At 70.1% G+C, this 17,830-nt stretch carries 14 protein-coding genes and 1 tRNA gene; 10 read left to right on the forward strand and 5 right to left on the reverse strand.

From position 1 onward, the window contains the following. Nucleotides 1-2 precede the first annotated feature (2 nt). Nucleotides 3-602 (forward strand): mycothiol-dependent nitroreductase Rv2466c family protein, encoded by a 600-nt coding sequence (locus OIE74_RS25045; protein ID WP_329387308.1) that lies wholly within the window; start codon nt 3-5, stop codon nt 600-602. Between the two features lie 55 nt (nt 603-657). Here OIE74_RS25045 and OIE74_RS25050 read toward each other — a convergent pair whose 3' ends face one another. Together OIE74_RS25050 and OIE74_RS25055 are read right to left on the reverse strand one after the other, a co-directional pair. Beyond that, on the reverse strand, nt 658-1,146 hold the full coding sequence (locus tag OIE74_RS25050) for a heme-degrading domain-containing protein (protein WP_329387310.1): 489 nt from the start codon (nt 1,144-1,146) through the stop codon (nt 658-660). Continuing rightward, nucleotides 1,143-2,243 carry a Gfo/Idh/MocA family oxidoreductase gene (locus tag OIE74_RS25055; RefSeq protein WP_329392431.1) on the reverse strand — a complete coding sequence of 367 codons (1,101 nt, stop codon included), beginning with the start codon at nt 2,241-2,243 and terminating at the stop codon, nt 1,143-1,145. Before OIE74_RS25055 ends, OIE74_RS25050 begins: the two co-directional genes overlap by 4 nt. Before the next feature lie 137 nt (nt 2,244-2,380). On the opposite strand from OIE74_RS25055, the gene OIE74_RS25060 reads away from it, so the two are divergent. The 7 genes from OIE74_RS25060 to OIE74_RS25090 all read left to right on the forward strand — a co-directional run bounded on the left by OIE74_RS25060 (nt 2,381) and on the right by OIE74_RS25090 (nt 9,798). Further along, nucleotides 2,381-3,577 (forward strand): ROK family transcriptional regulator, encoded by a 1,197-nt coding sequence (locus OIE74_RS25060; protein WP_329392432.1) that lies wholly within the window; start codon nt 2,381-2,383, stop codon nt 3,575-3,577. A 178-nt stretch (nt 3,578-3,755) separates the two neighbouring features. Next, nucleotides 3,756-4,688 (forward strand): hypothetical protein, encoded by a 933-nt coding sequence (locus OIE74_RS25065; RefSeq protein WP_329387312.1) that lies wholly within the window; start codon nt 3,756-3,758, stop codon nt 4,686-4,688. A 260-nt stretch (nt 4,689-4,948) separates the two neighbouring features. Continuing rightward, nucleotides 4,949-6,019 (forward strand): 2-aminoethylphosphonate ABC transporter substrate-binding protein, encoded by a 1,071-nt coding sequence (locus OIE74_RS25070; protein ID WP_329387314.1) that lies wholly within the window; start codon nt 4,949-4,951, stop codon nt 6,017-6,019. 98 nt (nt 6,020-6,117) lie between these two features. Next, the gene (locus tag OIE74_RS25075; RefSeq protein WP_329387316.1) at nt 6,118-6,897 is read left to right on the forward strand and encodes an HAD-IIA family hydrolase; all 780 of its coding nucleotides are present in this window, start codon (nt 6,118-6,120) and stop codon (nt 6,895-6,897) included. Between the two features lie 113 nt (nt 6,898-7,010). Next, nucleotides 7,011-7,958 (forward strand): hypothetical protein, encoded by a 948-nt coding sequence (locus OIE74_RS38665; protein WP_443076221.1) that lies wholly within the window; start codon nt 7,011-7,013, stop codon nt 7,956-7,958. 18 nt (nt 7,959-7,976) lie between these two features. Beyond that, entirely contained in the window at nt 7,977-8,666 is a 690-nt protein-coding gene (locus OIE74_RS25085; protein WP_329387318.1) for a class F sortase, read from the forward strand. A 112-nt stretch (nt 8,667-8,778) separates the two neighbouring features. Continuing rightward, nucleotides 8,779-9,798, forward strand: coding sequence for a glycoside hydrolase family 6 protein (locus OIE74_RS25090; protein WP_329387319.1), 1,020 nt, complete (start codon nt 8,779-8,781; stop codon nt 9,796-9,798). Between the two features lie 93 nt (nt 9,799-9,891). On the opposite strand, the gene OIE74_RS25095 is transcribed toward OIE74_RS25090, so the two are convergent. From OIE74_RS25095 to OIE74_RS25105, 3 genes are all read right to left on the reverse strand, one after another. Further along, on the reverse strand, nt 9,892-11,844 hold the full coding sequence (locus tag OIE74_RS25095) for a galactose oxidase-like domain-containing protein (protein WP_329387321.1): 1,953 nt from the start codon (nt 11,842-11,844) through the stop codon (nt 9,892-9,894). Beyond that, on the reverse strand, nt 11,841-13,766 hold the full coding sequence (locus OIE74_RS25100; RefSeq protein ID WP_329387323.1) for a glycosyltransferase family 2 protein: 1,926 nt from the start codon (nt 13,764-13,766) through the stop codon (nt 11,841-11,843). Before OIE74_RS25100 ends, OIE74_RS25095 begins: the two co-directional genes overlap by 4 nt. Before the next feature lie 429 nt (nt 13,767-14,195). Further along, a tRNA-Lys gene (locus OIE74_RS25105) sits at nt 14,196-14,269 on the reverse strand. A 180-nt stretch (nt 14,270-14,449) separates the two neighbouring features. Between OIE74_RS25105 and OIE74_RS25110 the strand changes: the two genes are divergently transcribed. After that, a complete protein-coding gene (locus tag OIE74_RS25110; RefSeq protein WP_329387325.1) occupies nt 14,450-15,796 on the forward strand; it encodes a peptidoglycan-binding protein in 1,347 nt (448 codons plus the stop codon). Nucleotides 15,797-15,811: 15 nt separating this feature from the next. Beyond that, nucleotides 15,812-17,812 (forward strand): SPFH domain-containing protein, encoded by a 2,001-nt coding sequence (locus OIE74_RS25115; protein ID WP_329387327.1) that lies wholly within the window; start codon nt 15,812-15,814, stop codon nt 17,810-17,812. Nucleotides 17,813-17,830 lie beyond the last annotated feature (18 nt).

Raw genomic sequence — 17,830 nt, forward strand, 5'->3', positions numbered from 1 at the left:
TCGTGGTGGCCACCGCAGACCGCCGGACCGTCGACTTCTGGTTCGACCCCGCCTGCCCGCTCAGCCGCGTCACCGCGTCCTGGATCGTCACGGTCGCGGAGCGGCGGCCGATCGACATCCGGTGGCGGGTGATGAGTCTCGCGGTGCTGAACGAGGGCAGGGACGTCGACCCCGAGGGCGACGAGGAGGGCTACCTCTGGATCCCCGCCCGCGTGTGCGCCGCGATCCAGAGGGCGCACGGGCACGCGGCGCTCGGCAGGTTCTACGACGCCCTGTGGACCACGCCGGACGGCGGGCAGCGCGAGTGGATCGGCGACATCGCCGAGGCCCTGAGCACCGCGGGGCTGCCGGCGGCGCTGGCCGGGGCCGGCTCCATCGCTGACCAGGACGAGGCGCTGCGCGCCTCGCACGCGGAGGCGATGAGCCTGGTCGTGGGGGAGGTGGGCACGCCGATCCTGGCCGTCACCCACCCCTCCGGCGCCCGGCACGCGTTCTTCGGGCCCGTGATCGGCGAGACGCCGGGCCCTGAGGACGCGCTGCGTCTGTGGGACGGGACGCTTCTTGTCACGAGTGTCCCGGGCTTCCTGGAGCTGAAGAGCTGAGGCGAGTTCACGTAGCTCGCGCGGGCTCACGGAGCCCACCACGTCCCCGCCCCGGCTACGACATCCGCCCCAGCAGCCACCCCAGCGCCTCCACCACCAGTGCGTGGTCCTCCTCCTGGGGGAGGCCCGACACCGTCACCGTGCCGACAACTCCCGCCCCCTTCACCGCGATCGGGAACGAGCCGCCGTGGGCCGCGTACCTGTCCGGGTCGAGGCGGGAGGAGTCCTCGAACGTGCTGCCCTTCGCGCGGAAGCGCGTACCGACCAGGAACGAGCTCGCGCCGTACCGTTCCACCACCCGCCGCTTGCGGTCGATCCAGGCGTCGTTGTCCGCCGACGAGCCCGGCAGCGCGCAGTGGAACAGCTGCTGGCCACCCCGCCGGATGTCGATCGCGACCGGCGCCTCGCGCTCGCGCGACAGCTCGGCGAGCAGACTGCCGAGCGCCCACGCGTCGTCGTACGTGAAGTGCGGCAGGACCAACCGGGCCTCCTGCGCCTCCAGTTCGTCCACCGTCGGCAGGGCCCGGCCCTCGCCCGCCGTCATGACGAGGCCCCGATCGTGACCGTGACACCCTCGCGGGCGGAGCGCCGCGCCGCCTCCAGGACGTCCAGCGCCGCGGCTGCCTCGCGCGCGGTCACCGGCGGCGCCGTACCCTCGCGCAGTGCCCGCGCGACACCCGCGTAGAACGCGGGGTAGTCGCCGGGCGTGCTCTCCACCGGATGGCCGCCGCCGGTCGCCGGAGACTCGCCGGCCCCGATCCGGCCCCACAGCGACTCGGGCTCCACACCCCAATTTCCGGCCATTTCCTGGGTGTTGGGCCGCTTGCCGTCCCGGAGGTCGGCCTCCTGGGGGTCCAGGCCGTACTTCACATAGCCCGCCTTCGAGCCCAGCACCCGGAAGCGCGGGCCGAGTTGGGCCGTGGTGGCGCTCACGTACAGATGCGAGCGGACACCGTTCGTGTGGGTGAGCGCGAGGAACGTGTCGTCGTCGGCCGCGGCACCCGGCCTGCGTACGTCGGACTCCGCGTACACCGACGCCACCGGACCGAACAGCACCAGCGCCTGATCCACGACGTGGCTGCCCAGATCGTAGAGCAGCCCTCCGATCTCTTCGGGCGCTCCCGACTCGCGCCAGCCGCCCTTGGTCTCGGGACGCCACCGCTCGAACCGCGATTCGAAGCGCTGTACGTCACCCAGCTCGCCGCCCGCGATGAGGCGGGCCAGGGTGAGGAAGTCGTTGTCCCAGCGGCGGTTCTGGAAGACCGAGAGCAGCAGGCCCCGCTCCTCGGCGAGAGAGGCCAGGTCGCGCGCCTCGGCGGCGGTACCGGCGATTGGCTTGTCCACGACCACCGCGAGACCGGCCTTGAGCGCGGCCGTCGCGATCGGGACATGCGTCTTGTTCGGCGACGCGATCACGACCAGGTCCAGCTCGCCGGCCCGCTCCCAGAGCTCGTCCGGCGACGCCGCGAAGCGGACGTCGGGGAACTCGGCGCGCGTCTGCGCCTGCCGCTCGGGGTTGGAGGTGACGACCGTGTCGAGGACGAGGCCTTCGGTCGTGGAGATCAGCGGGGCGTGGAAGACGGAGCCCGCGAGGCCGTATCCCACAAGTGCGACGCGCAGAGGCGTACCGGTGCCAGTCATGAGTTCCACTTAAGCAACGGTGTTGCCATAGTGCAAGCGCGCGGGACAATGAGACCGTGGGCAACAGTGACGCCGCCCTCGGCGGCAACAGAGACGGCAGCAGAGGCAGTGACGGCTCGGGCGACGGCGTACCGGCGGTGCGCGGAGTCCGTACGGGCGTGCACCCGACCCCGCGCGCACCGCACACCGGCGTGAATCTGCCGTCCCTGCGCAGCCACAACTCCGCCCTGGTGCTCGACCTCCTCCGTACGGCGGGCGAGGGCGGCATCAGCCGGCTGGAACTCGCGGAGTCCACCGGCCTCACCCCGCAGGCCGTCAGCAAGATCACGGCCAGGCTCCGTACGGAGGGCCTGGCGGCCGGAGCCGGCCAACGGGCGTCCACCGGCGGCAAACCCAGGACCGTCCTCTGCCTGGTCCCCTCCGCCGCGCACGCGGTCGGCCTGCATCTGGACCGCGACGAGCTGACAGCCGTCGTGGTCGACCTGGCGGGCACGCAGGTCGCGGCCCGCACGGTGCCGTTCGACCTGGGCGCCGGGGCGGCCGAGGTCGTGGAGACCGCGGCGGCCCAGGTGGAGTCGGTACGGGCGGAGGCGGCGTCCCACGCGGCTACCCAGTCGGCGGCCCGCGAGGCAGCCCACGCGCCGGCTGCCGGGGCATCGGGCCCCGGCGGCATGCTGGGCGTCGGGGTCGCCATGCCCGGCCCGCTCGACCACGCCACCGGCGTGCCCCAGCGGGTCACCGGCTTCCCTCAGTGGGACGGCTTCCCGCTGCGGGACGCCCTCGCCGCCCGCCTCGGTCTGCCCGTCGTCCTCGACAAGGACACCAACGCCGCAGCCCTGGGCCTCGCGCTGAGCGGGCCGGGCGACTCCTTCGCCTATCTCCACCTCGGTACGGGCCTGGGCGCCGGCCTCGTACTCGGTGGCGCCCTCTACCGGGGCGACCGCACCGGCGCGGGCGAGTTCGGGCACCAGGTCATCCAGCTCGACGGGCCGCTCTGCGACTGCGGGAACCGTGGCTGCATCGAGGCGCTCTGCATGGCGGCGGTGGCGCGCGGAGACCTTGCCGAGGCCGCGCGGGTGCTGGGCGCCGGGGCGGCGAATCTGGTCGGGCTGCTCGACATCGACCGGGTGCTGCTCGGGGGCCGTGCCGTGGCCGCCGCCGAGGAAGAGTTCGTCACGGGAGTCGGAGCCGTACTCGAAGAGCGGGCGCGTGGCCCCGTCGTCCCGGTGGCCGTGGCATGCGGCGGCGCGCACTCGGTCGCGGAGGGGGCGGCGCAGCTGGTGCTCGCGCCCGTGTTCGGGCACGCGCGGGTCTTCGGCCGGGGGCGTCCGTAGGGTCCTGGCGGCTCCGTCGGGCGGAGCCGTTGAGGTGCACTTGTATGACTTTCGGACCATGGCTGGGATGTGGCTCCCCGGTCGGGCGGACGGTCCGTGGCAGCGTCGGAGTTCTCCCGCGCCCTGCCCCGTCCTCCCGACCTCTTCGCGATCAGCAAAGGTCCCCGCCATGCGATCCATGCGATCCACGCGCCTGCGCCCCGCCCTCGTCACCGGAATCCTCGGCGCCACCGGAGCTGTCGGTGTCGCCGTCGGCACGATCGTGCCCACCGCGCTGCCCGCGACGACGGCGAACGCGACGGCAGTCGTGGCGGAGACGGACGACGAATCGGGCGACGGCCCCGAAAAGGCCGACCGGCAGCCGACCTGCGGCAAGGCGTCCGCCCCGGACTTCCCCATCGACACCCGTATCCACGGCGGCCCCGACGCGTACCGCCCCGGCGGCCCGCCCGGAGTCTGGTCCATCGATCTCACCAACAGCACGGACGAGGCCTGCCACAACATCCACCCGGTCATCGTCCTCAGCGACCGGCACCGGTCCCTCGCCGAGAACCAGGTGCGGCTCCAACTCACCGACGACAAGGGCCGTTGGCGGACCATGTCGCTGGAGAAGTCGGACGAGGACGAGACGATCGCCGTTCTCGAAGGCGGCTTCTCCGGCTTCGCCGTCCCGGCCCGGGAGACCGTCACCGTACGGGCGAGGCTGGCCTTCACGGCAGCGGCCGACGCCAACAGGATCGTGGCGAACGCGGCCACCGTGCAGCGGCGCGGCGGTGACGGCGACTGGGTGGGCGAGTCGAACGACTACCGCTTCTCCGTGGGCGATGCGAACGGCGACGCCGACACGGACGCCGAAGCGGACCCCACCACGGAGGCGGAAACGGACGCCGCCCCCGGCTCACCCGCCCCCCACACGACCCCCGCCACCACCCGGGCCCCCACCCCCAACTCCCCGAGCCCAGGCGAGAAATCCTCCCTCCCCCTCGGCATCGGCTCCCTCGCCGACACCGGCTCCGGCTCCCTCCGCGGCCCCGCGATCGGCGCCGTACTGCTCGTACTCTCCGGTGGCGCCCTGCTTTTCGGCCTCCGCCGCGCCCGCAACCGTTCCTGACCCTGTCTCGATCCGTGCACACACGCTGTCAGGCGGCCCTGCGGGCGGTAATCTCATCGTCGTCCTGGGCCTGAACGAAGCGATTCCGGAGTCCGGTCACCCCCGCGACCCACGAAGTCGCGTGCGTGGCCCTCGATATCGTTATTTCCGCGGGTCCCTATGTGATCTACGGGGTGGTGAGTCGGCATGTTCGTGCACAGCCGTACGGGACGCTCCCGGCTCCGCCCCGTGCCACCTCCCGCTAGGAGATACGAACCGTCATGCCCCGCAACTCCCGTACCCCCTTCATTCCGCTCACCGCCGTCGCCGGCAGCCTCGTCCTCACCGCCTCGCTCGCCGGATGCGGCGGTGGCTCGGGTGCCTCGGAGGAGAAGGTTGTCACGGTCTACAGCGCCGACGGGCTCAAGGGTGTCGAGGACGACGGCTGGTACGACAAGGTCTTCGCCGAGTTCGAGAAGGAGACCGGCATCAAGGTGAAGTACCAGGAGGCCGGTTCGGGCGAGATAGTGGACCGGGCGCTGCGCGAGAAGGACGATCCCCGCGCCGATCTCCTGGTCGCCCTGCCGCCGTACATCCAACACGCGGAGCGCAAGGGGCTGTTGGCGTCGTACGACCCGAAGGGCTCCGACAAGGTGCACGGTTCGGTGAAGTCCTCGGACGACCGGTGGACCTCCGTCGTCAACAACTACTTCGGCTTCATATACAACAAGAAGGAACTGAAGGACCCTCCGACGACCTGGGAGGAGCTGCTGGACACCAAGTACAAGGACAAGATCCAGTACTCCACCCCCGGAGTCGCCGGCGACGGCACCGGCCTTCTCATCAAGGCGATGCGGGACTTCGGCGGCGAGGCCCCGGCCATGGACTATCTGCGGAAGCTCGAAGACAACAACGTCGGCCCCACCCCCTCCACGTTCAAGCTCGCGGCCAAGGTGGACAAGGGCGAGATCCTCGTCGCGAACGGTGACGTCCAGACGAACTTCGCGCAGTCCAAGAGCATGTCGAACCTCGGCATCTGGTTCCCGGCGAGGGAGGGCGGCAAGCCGACCACGTTCGCCATGTACTACGGGGCGGGTCTGGTGGACGGCGCCCCGCACAGCGCGAACGGCAAGAAGCTGCTCGACTACCTGCTCACCGAGAAGGCGCAGAAGCAGGTCAGCGGCATCGGCGGCGGCTTCCCCGCGCGTACGGACGTCAGACCCACCGACGAGAACGCCATCGAGCTGGCCCGGGTGATCGACGGCGTCACGCTCTTCGAGCCCAACTGGCAGCGCATCGAGCCCAGCCTCGACGGCTACGTGGACTCCTGGAAGGAAGCCACCGGTCACTGAGGGATCATCGCAAGCTGATTAGGCTGGGGAACGCCGGGCGGTACGGAGCAGTGCTCCCCGGACCCACCAGCAGACTGCGTACGGCAGGAGTCCGTCACATGTCAGAGCGCAAGCCGATCGATTCCTGGCTCACCGACATGGACGGTGTTCTCGTCCACGAAGGCATCCCCATCCCCGGCGCCGGCAGCTTCATCAAGCGCCTGCGGGACTCGGGCAAGCCCTTCCTCGTCCTCACCAACAACTCCATCTACACCCCGCGCGACCTACAGGCACGGCTGGCCCGGATGGGGCTCGCCGTGCCCGTGGACAACATCTGGACCTCGGCGCTGGCGACCGCCAAGTTCCTCGATGCCCAGCGCCCCGGCGGCACGGCGTACGTCATCGGCGAAGCCGGCCTCACCACCGCGCTGCACGACATCGGTTACATCCTCACCGACCAGGAACCCGACTACGTGGTGCTCGGGGAGACCCGTACGTACAGCTTCGAATCCCTCACCAAGGCGATCCGGCTGATCAACGACGGCGCGCGGTTCATCTGCACCAACCCCGACGAGACGGGTCCGTCGGCCGACGGACCGCTGCCCGCAGCCGGTTCCGTCGCCGCGCTGATCACCAAGGCGACCGGCAAGGCCCCGTACTTCGCGGGCAAGCCGAACCCGCTGATGATGCGCACCGGGCTGAACGCCATCGGGGCGCACTCCGAGACCAGCGCGATGATCGGCGACCGGATGGACACCGACGTCCTGGCCGGTCTTGAGGCGGGCATGGAGACCTTCCTGGTGCTGACCGGTCTGACAAAGCCGGAGGACATCGACCGCTATCCGTTCCGGCCGTCCACGATCGTCGACTCGATCGCCGATCTGGTGGATCTGATCTGACCGGATCTGACTGAATAACCGCAGGTCGCAGCCGCGTGTCGGACATTCCGACGCGCGCTGCGGATGCGAGATACGACGAGACGCGTGAGGCTTCCTTCATCAGGAGGTTCACGATGCGTTCAGGCTTGCTCGCTCTCCGTGCCGCCGGGCTGGTGGCCGCCATGGTGGCGGTCCCCGTCCTCGGCACCACCGCCGCCGACGCCCACGACTCCGTGAACGCGACGGTCAGCCCGTCGGACGTCCGCCCCGGCGGTGAGGTGAGGCTCAAGGTCAGGGGCTGCGCGAACCCGCGCTCGGTCGCCGCCCGGTCCGATGTCTTCGTCGCCGACTCCGAGCTCGCGGCCCGCAAGGGCGACGACGAGAAGCCGGCGCTGCTCGGCGAGGCGAAGATCAAGTCCTCGACCAAGGACGGCACGTACAAGGTCGACGTCTGGTGCGACGGGCACGATCACCGCGGCGCGGCGGCCTTCACGGTGGACCGCGACGCGAAGCAGAAGGCTTCTAAGAAGCCCTCACCGAAGGCTTCTGCGAAAGCGTCTCCGAAGGACTCGGCGAAGCCCAAGCCCAAGCCGTCCACCAAGCCGTCCACCAAGCCGTCCACCAAGGCTTCGAGCAAGCCACCCGCCAAGCCCTCGGCCAAGCCCTCGGCGAAGACCTCCGCCAAGCCGGAGTCCTCCCCGAAGTCCGAGAAGGCCACACCCGAGAAGTCCGAGAGGGCCAACCCGGACAGGGCGAAGCCCGAGGGGAAGACCCATTCGGCGTCCGCCCCGCCGCCGCGGAACCTGATGCCCGCGCCCCTCCGGAACGGCAGGCAGTCCCCGGCACCCTGGACGCCGCGGTCCGCCCAGCCCCAGCCCCACCCGAGCGAGCGGCAGGCCTCGCCCGTCGCGCCGGTGCGCGCCGGCGGTGGCGGCAGGACGAGCACGGTTCTCGCCGGGGACGAGGCCGGCCCCAGCACCCCCCACACCGTGATCGGTCTCGTCCTCGCCGGCGTCGCCGCCGTGGCCGTGGCGATCCGCAGTGTGCGCCGGAGACGTTCCGCCGCGCGGGACTCCGACTGAGAGGCGGAGACGGCTGACATGGGTGACAAGGCCGAGGCGCCGACCACCGACCGCCCGAGCGGATCGGGCCGACTGCTGACCGGGGTGGCCTGGGCCGTGCTGCTGCTCGGCCTCTGGGGCTGGGGCCACGACGGCATCGTCGGCGCCTCCGCGCCCATGACCGGCGACGTCGCCGCCGTGGGCCGCCCGATGGAGAAGCGGCCACCGCCGGCCCGCGACCCGCGACAGCCCGCCGAACCGCGCGGTATCGAGGTTCCCTCCGTCGGCATAAAGGCACCCGTCGTCTCCCGTGGCCTCGACTCCGCGGGGGCGGTCGAGCCGCCGCCGTACGAACTCCCGGAGACCGTCGGCTGGTACGGCGGCGGCGCCCGGCCCGGCGCCACGGGCACCGCGCTCTTCGTCGGCCACGTCGACACCCGCACCGAACCCGCCGTCTTCTACGACCTGAGCGCCACCCGGCCCGGCGAGAAGATCCGGGTGACCCGGGCCGACGGCTCGATCGCCGAGTTCACGATCGACGACGTACGGGTCTACAGCCGGGAGAAGTTCGACGCGCGGAAGGTGTACGGCCCCCACGAGCCGGACCGCGCCGAACTGCGACTGATCACCTGCGGCGGGACCTTCGACCGCGAGAGCCGTACGTACACGGCGAACGTCGTCGTCTCGGCGTACCTCACCGATGTGAAAGAGGCACCTCGCCATGGCTGATCCGGCGTCACCGGGACCCCGCTGTCACAGCTCGCACACGAAGCCGAAGAGGCTCCGTTACGGCCCCGGCCCGTGTGCCAGGATGGCTTGGACGGGCACCGAGGGGGAGTGGATGTACGGCAGCAATTCCGGCCGCGGTCTTCGAGTGACGGCGTGCGCGGCGGCCACGGGGGCGGCTCTGCTCATCGCGGGCTGCTCGTCCGACGGCGAGGACAAGGGCGAGAAGAACCCGGCGACGAGCCAGCAGCCCAAGGCGACCGATCCGTACTGGGTCAACCCCGACGGCAACGCGGCCAAGCAGGTCGCCGGTTACACGAAGGACGGCGACGACAAGAACGCCGACCTCATCAAGAAGATCGCCTCGCAGCCCGTTGGCGAGTGGATCGGCCCGGACAGCCCCGAGGAGGAGGCCCGCGGTTTCACCGAGGCCGCCGCCAAGGCCGACCGGGACGCGCTGCTGGTCCTCTACAACGTCCCGCACCGTGACTGCGGCCAGTTCTCGAAGGGCGGCGCCTCCGACGGCAACGCGTACCGGGAGTGGGTCGACAAGGTCGCCAAGGGCATCGGCGACCGGCGGGCCACGGTCGTCCTGGAACCCGACGCGCTGCTGCACCTGGTGGACGGGTGCACGCCCCAGGAGTTCCACGAGGAGCGTTTCGACCTGCTGAAGGGCGCCGTCGAACGGCTCAAGCAGCAGCCGGCCACCACGGTCTACGTGGACGCGGGCAATGCCGGCTGGCAGTCGCCCGACGCGCTCTTCGAGCCGCTCCAGCGGGCGGGCGTCGACAAGGCGGACGGTTTCTCGGTCAACGTATCCAACTTCTTCCCGACCGACATGAGCCAGGAGTTCGGCAAGAAGCTGTCGGCCAAGGTCGGCGGCAAGCCGTTCGTGATCGACACCAGCCGTAACGGCAACGGTCCTTACACGGAAGGCGATCCGGCCGAGAACTGGTGCAACCCGCCGGGCCGCGCGCTCGGCGAGCCGCCGACCACGAAGACCGGCGACCCGCTGGTGAAGGCGTATCTCTGGGTCAAGCGCCCGGGGGAGTCGGACGGCGACTGCAAGGGCGGGCCCAAGGCCGGCGACTGGTATCCGGAGTACGCGCTGGAGCTGGCGCGCAACGCCAAGTAGAGGCGCGGGCAGGAGCGCGAGGCGGGCCCGTACGCGTACGGGCCCGCCCACTCAGCTCTAGGTCCTGTCCCGCGAAGATCCGCCGGGCCCGCCCTACGGCACCTCGACCCACACACCCTCGGACGGGGTCCCCTTGTCGTCCGTCACGAAGAGCATGTACCAGCCCGCCGGCACCAGCGCCCGGTTCTTCGGCACCGTCACCTTGATCCCGTCCGCCGTCTTCTCCATGTCCAGCGCGATGGACCGCTGTTCGACATCCGTGACATGCGTGACGGCGCTCGGCCGCAGCAGCTTCGCGGACGTGAGCGAGGCGGAGTCCTTCGTCTTGAAGGTCCCCGAGTCACCGTGGTCGATCCGCTTCGGTCCGTCGGTCAGCTCCGGCTTCGAGTCCCGGAAGAGATACGGCGGGGTGTAGATCTCGATCCGCTGATCGAAGACGCCCGGCTTGGTGTTCGCCTTGTCGGCGTAGAGCGAGTCGGAGCCGAAGATCATGACGCGGCCGTCGGGCAGCAGGACCGAGCCCGAGTGGTAGTTGCGCCCGACCTGGGGGTCGGCGACGCGCGTGTACTCGCCCGACTTCGGGTCGTACGTACGCGCTTCGAGGATGTTGGAGCCGCCGCGGCCCCGGTAGTCCTGGGCGCCGCCCGTCACCAGGACCGTGTCGTCCGGCATCAGGGACGCGCTGGGGTAGCGGGTGCCCTTGTCGAGCGACGCGCCGTCCTTGAACTCCGGCTTGTCCTCCTTGAGATTGACCAGCCGGGACTTCTCACTGGACTTCTCGGACTCGCCGACGCCGCCGCCACCGATGACCATGAACCTCTGGTCCTGCGCGGGCGGCAGCATGACGGTCGCCGACGTCTCCATCGTGTCCGCGTCGCTCAGGCCCGGGATGTTCTTGAACTTGTTGGTCTCCAGGTCCCAGATGCCGGGCTTGCGGCCGACGTCGGCGGGGCCGTAACCGGCGTTGGAGCCGCTGTAGAAGAGCTTGCCGTTGTCCATCAGGAAGATCGCCGGGTACGTGGGGAACTTCCGGATGATGCCGGTGTACTCCCACTCCTTGGTCTCCGGGTCGTAGATCTCGTCCTTGCCGGGGACGATCTGGCCGATCTCGTCCAGGCCCGACAGCGCGAGGACCTTGCCGTCCTCCAGCGTCGTGAGCGTCGGATACCAGCGGGCCTCGTTCATCGGGTCGACTTTGATGTACTTCTCGGCCACCGGGTCGAACTCGAAGGCGTCCTTGATGCCTTGGAAGTCCTTCTTGTCGAGCGCGAGCTTCTGCGCGATGCCGTAGACATTGCGGGCGTCGGAGCCCTTCATGCCCTGCACCCGGTAGTTGTCCTCGGTGCCGGTCTCGTACTTCTTCCCGGACTTCGCGGCCTCCACGTAGATACGGCCAAGACCGGGCTCGGTCCGCAGAAAGGCGCCGGTCGCCGGGTCGAATATCTTCTTCGCCTTCTCGACCAGGACCGGGTCCTTGGACTCGAAAGTCTTGCCGTTCTTCTTGCCGGTGAACATCGTGCCCGCCGGCAGCGTCATCGGCTTGTCGGGGTCCTCGTTGTGGACCACCATCAGACCGCCGGCCTTGGTGGTGTCGCCCTTGAGCTTCTCGTACCGCTTGGTGCCGCCGGCCACCAGGAGCTTGCCGTCGGGCAGTTGGGTGTGCCCGGAGCAGAACATGTCCTTGGGCGTCGGGATCATCTTGAAGTCGTTGGTCGCCGGGTCCCAGAGGACGGACTCGAACTTGTTCGCGTCGAAGTTCTTCTGGTTGTTTCCCGACCCGGCTATCAGCAGCACCTTGCCGGTGTGCAGAAGCGACGCGTGAATTGAATTGATCTTGTACTTGGACGGGATGTCGAGAAAGTCCCAATGACCGTTCTCGGCCTTGTAATCGGGCCGGTTGATCTTGTAATCGTGGTACTGCTCCGAACCGAACCGCCACATCGCAGGCCCGTTCATCCCGGCCACCACGACGACCACCGCCGCGCCTATCGCGAGGCGACGGGCGCGGTTCCTGCGGTGGTTCGGCCGGACGGGAAGCGCACTCATTGCTTAGGTCCCCCAAGGGATATCTGTATGGTCTGGTCGACGGCTCCGGGCGGCGTCCGCGGCGAGGTCTCAGGGGTTCGCGGAGGTGTGTTCCCGCGGCCCCGGTGCGACCCGTGCTTTCCGCGCTTCTTCTTCTCCGCGCGCATCCCCAGTCGCCAGACGATGATCGGCGCGGCCGTGATCAGGGTCGCCAGCGTCGCCCAGGTGATCATCGCCGGATGGTCGTGCCCGAGGAAGAAGGACGAGACCAGCGATCCGGCGAAGACGAGAATGAAGAACAGATGGATCCGGAACGTCCCGAACAGCGTGTCCGGGCTGGACGAGTCGCCCTTCGGCGTCACCACGAAGCTGCTCTTGCGGCGCAGGACGGCGTCGAGCAGCGAGCGCGCGTAGATGGGCGCGGAGAGCGCGGACATCGCCATGCCGGCCAGACCGCCGGACCCCTCGGGCTCGTGCGGCGAGACGTTGTGCCGCCGGTTCCAGATGTAGAGGCCGATCTGGAGGGCCGACGCGTTGCCGTACAGCATCATCCAGATCGCCGGGTCGATCTGCACACCCGAGGCGCCCATGCCCAGGAACAGGGCGCAACTCAGCGCCGCCAGGATCCAGTTGAGCGCTGACATCGGGTAGAAGATGATCATCATCGTGTAGTTGAAGAGCTTGCCGGGCGGCAGCGTGGCGAAGCCCCGCCAGTACTGCTTGAGGATCGTCTCGTACGTCCCCCGCGACCAGCGCAGCTGCTGGGTGAAGAAGTCCGTCCAGGCGGTGGGGCCTTCACCGACGGCGAGCACGTCCGGCGTGTAGACCGAGCGCCACTTGTTGCCCGTCTGCGGGTTCCTGGCGCGGTGCATCTCGAAGCCCGTCGCCATGTCCTCGGTGATCGAGTCGTACAGCCCGCCGATCTGCTTGAGCGCCGAGATCCGTACGGCGTTGCTCGTGCCGACGAACATGGGCGAGCCGTAGCGGTTGCCCGCGCGCTGGATCAGGGCGTGGAAGAGGAACTGCTGCGACTCGGCGGCCTTCGTGACGAACGTGTCGTAGTTGCCGTACACCTGCGGGCCGATGACGAAGCCGACGTCCGGGTCGCGGAAGTAACCGAGCATCCGCTCCAGGTAGTTGGCCATCGGGACATGGTCGGTGTCGACGGAGGCGAAGAAGTCGTAGTCGTCGCCGTGTGCGTCGAGCCAGGCGTTGTAGTTCCCGTGCTTGGTCTTGGCGCGGTGCGCGCCCTTCGTCTGATTCCACTTCGCGACGCCCTTGCGCGAGAAGTGGTGCACACCGAGACGGGCGCAGACCTCCTTGACGGCCGGGTCGTCGCCCTCGTCGAGGAGCCAGACGTGCATCAGCCCGCGGTGCCGGATCTTGACCGCGGCCTCCAGCGTCTTCGTCACCATTTCGAGGGGCTCCTTGCCCGGCACGAAGGAGGTGAGGAAGGCGACGCGGGTGCCGCTCGCGGGCACGACGGGGACGGGGTCACGCGCCACCAGCGTCGCGTGGGCGTTGGAGAGCACGTTCATCGTGCGGAACAGCTCGATCAGTCCGATGGAGACGAGCATCACGATGTCGAGGATGAGCAGCGTGTCGTTCTTCAGGTTCGGGTCGCGCTCGGTCCAGTGCTGAGGCTGCATCAGCCAGGCGAAGAGACCGAGGGAGAGCAGCGGGGCGGCGCCGAGCAGCAGGGCGGCGCGGATCCGGTGCGGCTCCTGCGAGAGCAGTGAGCGGTACTGCACCTTGTACGGCTTGTCCGGGGCGGGCTGGGTGAGCGGCCCGGCGAGCCGGCTGTAGTGCTCGTAGTCGTACTTGGGCAGTTCGGCCTTGGGCCGGAACCGGGCCCTGGCGTTCCTGAGCTGAGAGGGGACCCGGAGCTGGGTGGTCCGGGACGCGTCGTTGTTCGGCCGCTCGCCGTTCGGCGTCGACGTCATCAGTCATCCCCCCGCACGCATGCTGGTGCGTGATTGGTCGGTCGGTTCGTCGGGTCGCGCACCACCGTGAGTACAGACACGCATCGGGACCTATCCGGTTGCATGATGCCGTTTGCGACATCGGCTCCTGAGCGGGGACCCCCACCCCACTCGGTATGCAAACCGGAGCAAATTCTTCGGCTGCCCCAACTGCTGTGAACGCGTGCCTCTTTGGACCCGTCGGCTTCAGGATAGGTTCTACGACCCCAGCCATGATCGCAAGGAAGAAAGATGCTACTTGCGTGTCATATGCCCTGATTGAAGGCTTGCTGGAGGTGGAGCTGTGGCCGGACTGTGAAGTTCCCGCGAAGGTGATCCCTGCTCGCGGCGCGAAATCGGGGAACGAGCGAGGCCCCCTCGCATGAATTGCGAGGGGGCCTCTGCCGTGCGTGCGCCGCCAGGGACTCGAACCCCGGACCCGCTGATTAAGAGTCAGCTGCTCTAACCAACTGAGCTAGCGGCGCCTGCTGACCTGGAGAACTCTACCCGACGCTCCGGAGTGCTCCCAACCATTTGATGAGCGATGTGGCCTGTCGCATGGTCGTTTTTTACCTTTGATCCGTCAAAATGTGATTAGTCAGGACTGTTGGGCCTGGCACCCGTGCAACACCGCACAGCACCTTGTCGAGTGTGGAGGGGATCGCATGACCGCACCGGTCTTCGAGGAGTACGAACCCGCTGGTGACTGCCCCTGTGGCGGTTGCGCCGAGCGGCGCCGCCTGCTGGCCCGGGGCCTGCCCCTGCGCGCGGGCGGCCACCCCGCCGCCCACGGCGCGCGCCGCGCCCTGGTCCTCGTCACCGCGGCCGGAGTCGCCCTCGCCGCCACGGGCGTGGGCGCGGGTGAGGCCGACGCGGACACCGGCGGGCCCGCGCCCGGTGCCGCGCTCGGCACCGGACGAGCGGGCACCGCGGCGGTGGCCGAGCCGGATCCGGAGACCCCGCAGGGCGTACGCGGCCCGCTGTACGGGCCGCCGTCGGCCGGGCCTTCGTCCAACCACTCGGTCGAGGGGCTGCGCGCGACCAGCCGCGCCGACATCATCAACCGCGCCAAGCGGTGGGTGAACGCGAAGGTCCCCTACTCGATGACGAAGTACTGGTCCGACGGCTACCGCCAGGACTGCTCCGGCTATGTCTCCATGGCCTGGAACCTGGAAGGCAACGAGTGGACGGGCAGCCTGTCCCGCTTCGGCACCCGCATCGCCAGGGAGGAACTCCAGCCCGGCGACATGCTGCTGTTCCACAACTCGTCCGACCCCACCAAGGGGTCGCACGTGACGATCTTCGGCGGCTGGACCGACTACACGCACTCGTACTACCTCGCGTACGAGCAGACGAAGCCGGCCACGCGGGCGCAGGCCACGCCCATGGCGTACTGGAACAATTCGGCGAGTTACGTGGCGTACCGCTACAAAGGCGTGACCGGAGGAAACAGCGGCAGCACGCCGGAGACGGCGAAGCCGACGGCCTTCCCCGGTGCGAAGTCGTTCGGGCCAGGGGCCGACGGCGCGCACGTCACCGAGCTCGGCCGGATGCTCGTCGCCCGGGGCGGCGCACGCTTCTACTCCGTCGGTCCCGGCCCCCGCTGGAGCGAGTCGGACCGGCGCGCCACCGAAGCCTTCCAGCGGGCGCAGGGCTGGCGGGGCGCGGAGGCCGACGGGCTGCCGGGGCCGGACACCTGGCGCTATCTGACGGACGGGCTCGGTAAGAACATCCCGGCGAAGCGGGCGAGCCGCCCCGGCGGTACGGGCGCGCGGCCCGCGTACCCCGGCAAGGGGCAGTTCCGGCCGGGGAGGTCGGGCGAGTACGTCACCCAACTCGGCAAGCGGCTGGTGAAGCGCGGCTACGGCAGCCATTACGTCACCGGCCCCGGCCCGCGGTGGGGCGAGGCCGACCGGCGCAACGTCGAAGCCTTCCAACGGGCGCAGGGCTGGCGCGGCAGCGCGGCCGACGGGTACCCCGGCCCCGAGACTTGGCGACGACTCTTCGCATGAAAGACGGAGGCAAGGATGACCACACAGACATCGCAACCGAACGGTGACGGGCAGCTGCTGCGCGGGGCCCAGGCGCTCCGGTTGGCGGCACGCAACGCGCTGACGGCACGAGGACCGGTGGAGCCGGCGGAGCCCGTGGAACCTGAGCAGCACGCGGAGGCCGAAGTCCCGGCGGCGCCAGCCGCGGTCGCGGCGGTCGCCCCGGCCGGCTGGAGCGAGACCGGCTGGCACCAGAACGTACGCCTGCTGACAGCGCCGCCGGCCGAGCCCGATCCACCGCACGAGGGGGAGCCGCCGCCGGGGCCGATGGCCACGCCGGAGCGCGTGGACCTGTTCGCGAAAGCGCCCGCGGAGCCGGAGCGTGTCGCGGAGCCCGAGCCCGAGCCCGAACACGGCTTCGCGGACGGGCCGGAGGCCTGCTACGGCGGTACGGCGTCCGAGGTCGCGGACATCGTGGAGTGGGCGTCGGCCGAGAGGGACCGGGAGCGGCAGCCGGAGTTCGTGTCGGTTGAGCTGCCGGTGGAGTCGGGCACCTCGCTGTTCACGGCCGCCGCGGAGTCCCCGGCCGAGCCGCGGGCCATGGCGGTCGATGTCCTGGAGCCACCGGCGGCCGAGGCTGGACCGTCCGCCCCGGCCGCGTACGCCGAGCCGGCGTCGATGCCGGAGACGGAGGAGCGCCCCGAGGTGGCGGCCGAGCCCGAGCCGGACCTCTACGCGGAGGTGCCCGAGACCGACGCCCCGTGGCCGGACGATGGGGACGATGAAGACGAAGCGGCGGTCGCGGCAAGCATTGATGACGACCCGTCAGATCACGGACCCGGCGTATCGAGCGGGATCCCCGCGCCCGTGTGGAACGTCACCGTGCCGGCCGGGTCCGGCTCCGTCGTCCCCACGCGTGCGGCCCTCACCTTCGACAGCCGGCGCTGGAGCCCGCTCATCGTCGGCGAGGCCACCCACGAGATCCCCGTCCATCTCCTCTTCCGCGAAGAGGGGGTGGCGAGTGCCCCGACGGCCGGACGTCCGCAGCTCCGGCGCGGACCCGCCGTCGCCACTCCGCCCGCGCCGCCCGTGCTGGCCCCCGCCGCGGTCTCGCGGCCCGCGACACCCGTGGACACGAAGCTGGTCGAGCGGCCCGGCCCCACGCTGCCCGGCTGGACGGCGGCGCTCGCCGGCGTGGCCGGGCTGTTCAGCTGTCTGACGGTGCTCTGGTGGGTCGGGGCGGTGCCCGAGGCGCTGACGGAGATGTTCGGGCTCGGCTCGAATCCTTACAACGGCATCGGCATCGGTATGTGGGCGCTGCTCGCCCTCGCCGTGACGCTCACGCTCTTCGCCTTCGGCGGGCTCGGCCGCGGCCGGGTCGGGCACGCGTGGGTGCTGACGCTCTTCGGTGAGTACCGGGGGAGCGTGCGCCGTACGGGACTTCTCTGGGTCAGCCCGCTCCTGCTGCGCCGCCGCGTCGACGTACGGCTGCGGCACTGGCGCAGCGAGCCGATGCCCGCCGTCGACGCGAACGGTACGGCGCTGCGGGTCGTGGTCCTGGTGGTCTGGCGGGTCAGGGACACCGTCCGGGCGGCGCTCGGGGTGCGCGACCACGAGGAGTATCTGCGCGAGCAGGTCGAGGCGGCGATGGCGCGCGTGCTCTCGCAGCTGCCCGCCGACGCGTTCAACGAGACCGCGCCGACGCTGCGTAACGCCGAGCTGGTCGGCGAGGCGCTGACCCGGATGCTCTCCGCCGAGTGCCGGCCCGTCGGGCTGGACATCTTCTCGGCGCAGCCGACACGGATCGAGTACGCCCCCGAGATCTCGGCGGCCATGCAGCGCAGCCGGATCGCGGCGATCGACGCCAGACACCGGGACACCGTGCTGACGTCGGTGGTGGACGCGGTGGACGACACGGTGCACCGGCTGACGTCGCGGGGGCTCGTGGAGCTGGACGACTACGAGCGCAAGGTCCTCGTGAAGGATCTGACCGTGGCCTTCTACACCGGCAGGCATGGTCTGAACGAGGGGAGCTGACCGCCTCCAACCCCTGGG

This window comes from Streptomyces sp. NBC_01716 (genome assembly GCF_036248275.1).
Classification (GTDB): domain Bacteria; phylum Actinomycetota; class Actinomycetes; order Streptomycetales; family Streptomycetaceae; genus Streptomyces.

Bases quoted from the DNA above. Each gene is read 5' to 3' on its own strand.
- OIE74_RS25050 (WP_329387310.1), bottom strand. From the start codon at position 1,146: ATGACGGCGGGCGAGGGCCGGGCCCTGCCGACGGTGGACGAACTGGAG.
- OIE74_RS25055 (WP_329392431.1), bottom strand. From the start codon at position 2,243: ATGACTGGCACCGGTACGCCTCTGCGCGTCGCACTTGTGGGATACGGC.
- OIE74_RS25065 (WP_329387312.1), top strand. From the start codon at position 3,756: ATGCGATCCACGCGCCTGCGCCCCGCCCTCGTCACCGGAATCCTCGGC.
- OIE74_RS25070 (WP_329387314.1), top strand. From the start codon at position 4,949: ATGCCCCGCAACTCCCGTACCCCCTTCATTCCGCTCACCGCCGTCGCC.
- OIE74_RS25075 (WP_329387316.1), top strand. From the start codon at position 6,118: ATGTCAGAGCGCAAGCCGATCGATTCCTGGCTCACCGACATGGACGGT.
- OIE74_RS38665 (WP_443076221.1), top strand. From the start codon at position 7,011: ATGCGTTCAGGCTTGCTCGCTCTCCGTGCCGCCGGGCTGGTGGCCGCC.
- OIE74_RS25085 (WP_329387318.1), top strand. From the start codon at position 7,977: ATGGGTGACAAGGCCGAGGCGCCGACCACCGACCGCCCGAGCGGATCG.
- OIE74_RS25090 (WP_329387319.1), top strand. From the start codon at position 8,779: ATGTACGGCAGCAATTCCGGCCGCGGTCTTCGAGTGACGGCGTGCGCG.
- OIE74_RS25095 (WP_329387321.1), bottom strand. From the start codon at position 11,844: ATGAGTGCGCTTCCCGTCCGGCCGAACCACCGCAGGAACCGCGCCCGT.
- OIE74_RS25100 (WP_329387323.1), bottom strand. From the start codon at position 13,766: ATGACGTCGACGCCGAACGGCGAGCGGCCGAACAACGACGCGTCCCGG.
- OIE74_RS25110 (WP_329387325.1), top strand. From the start codon at position 14,450: ATGACCGCACCGGTCTTCGAGGAGTACGAACCCGCTGGTGACTGCCCC.
- OIE74_RS25115 (WP_329387327.1), top strand. From the start codon at position 15,812: ATGACCACACAGACATCGCAACCGAACGGTGACGGGCAGCTGCTGCGC.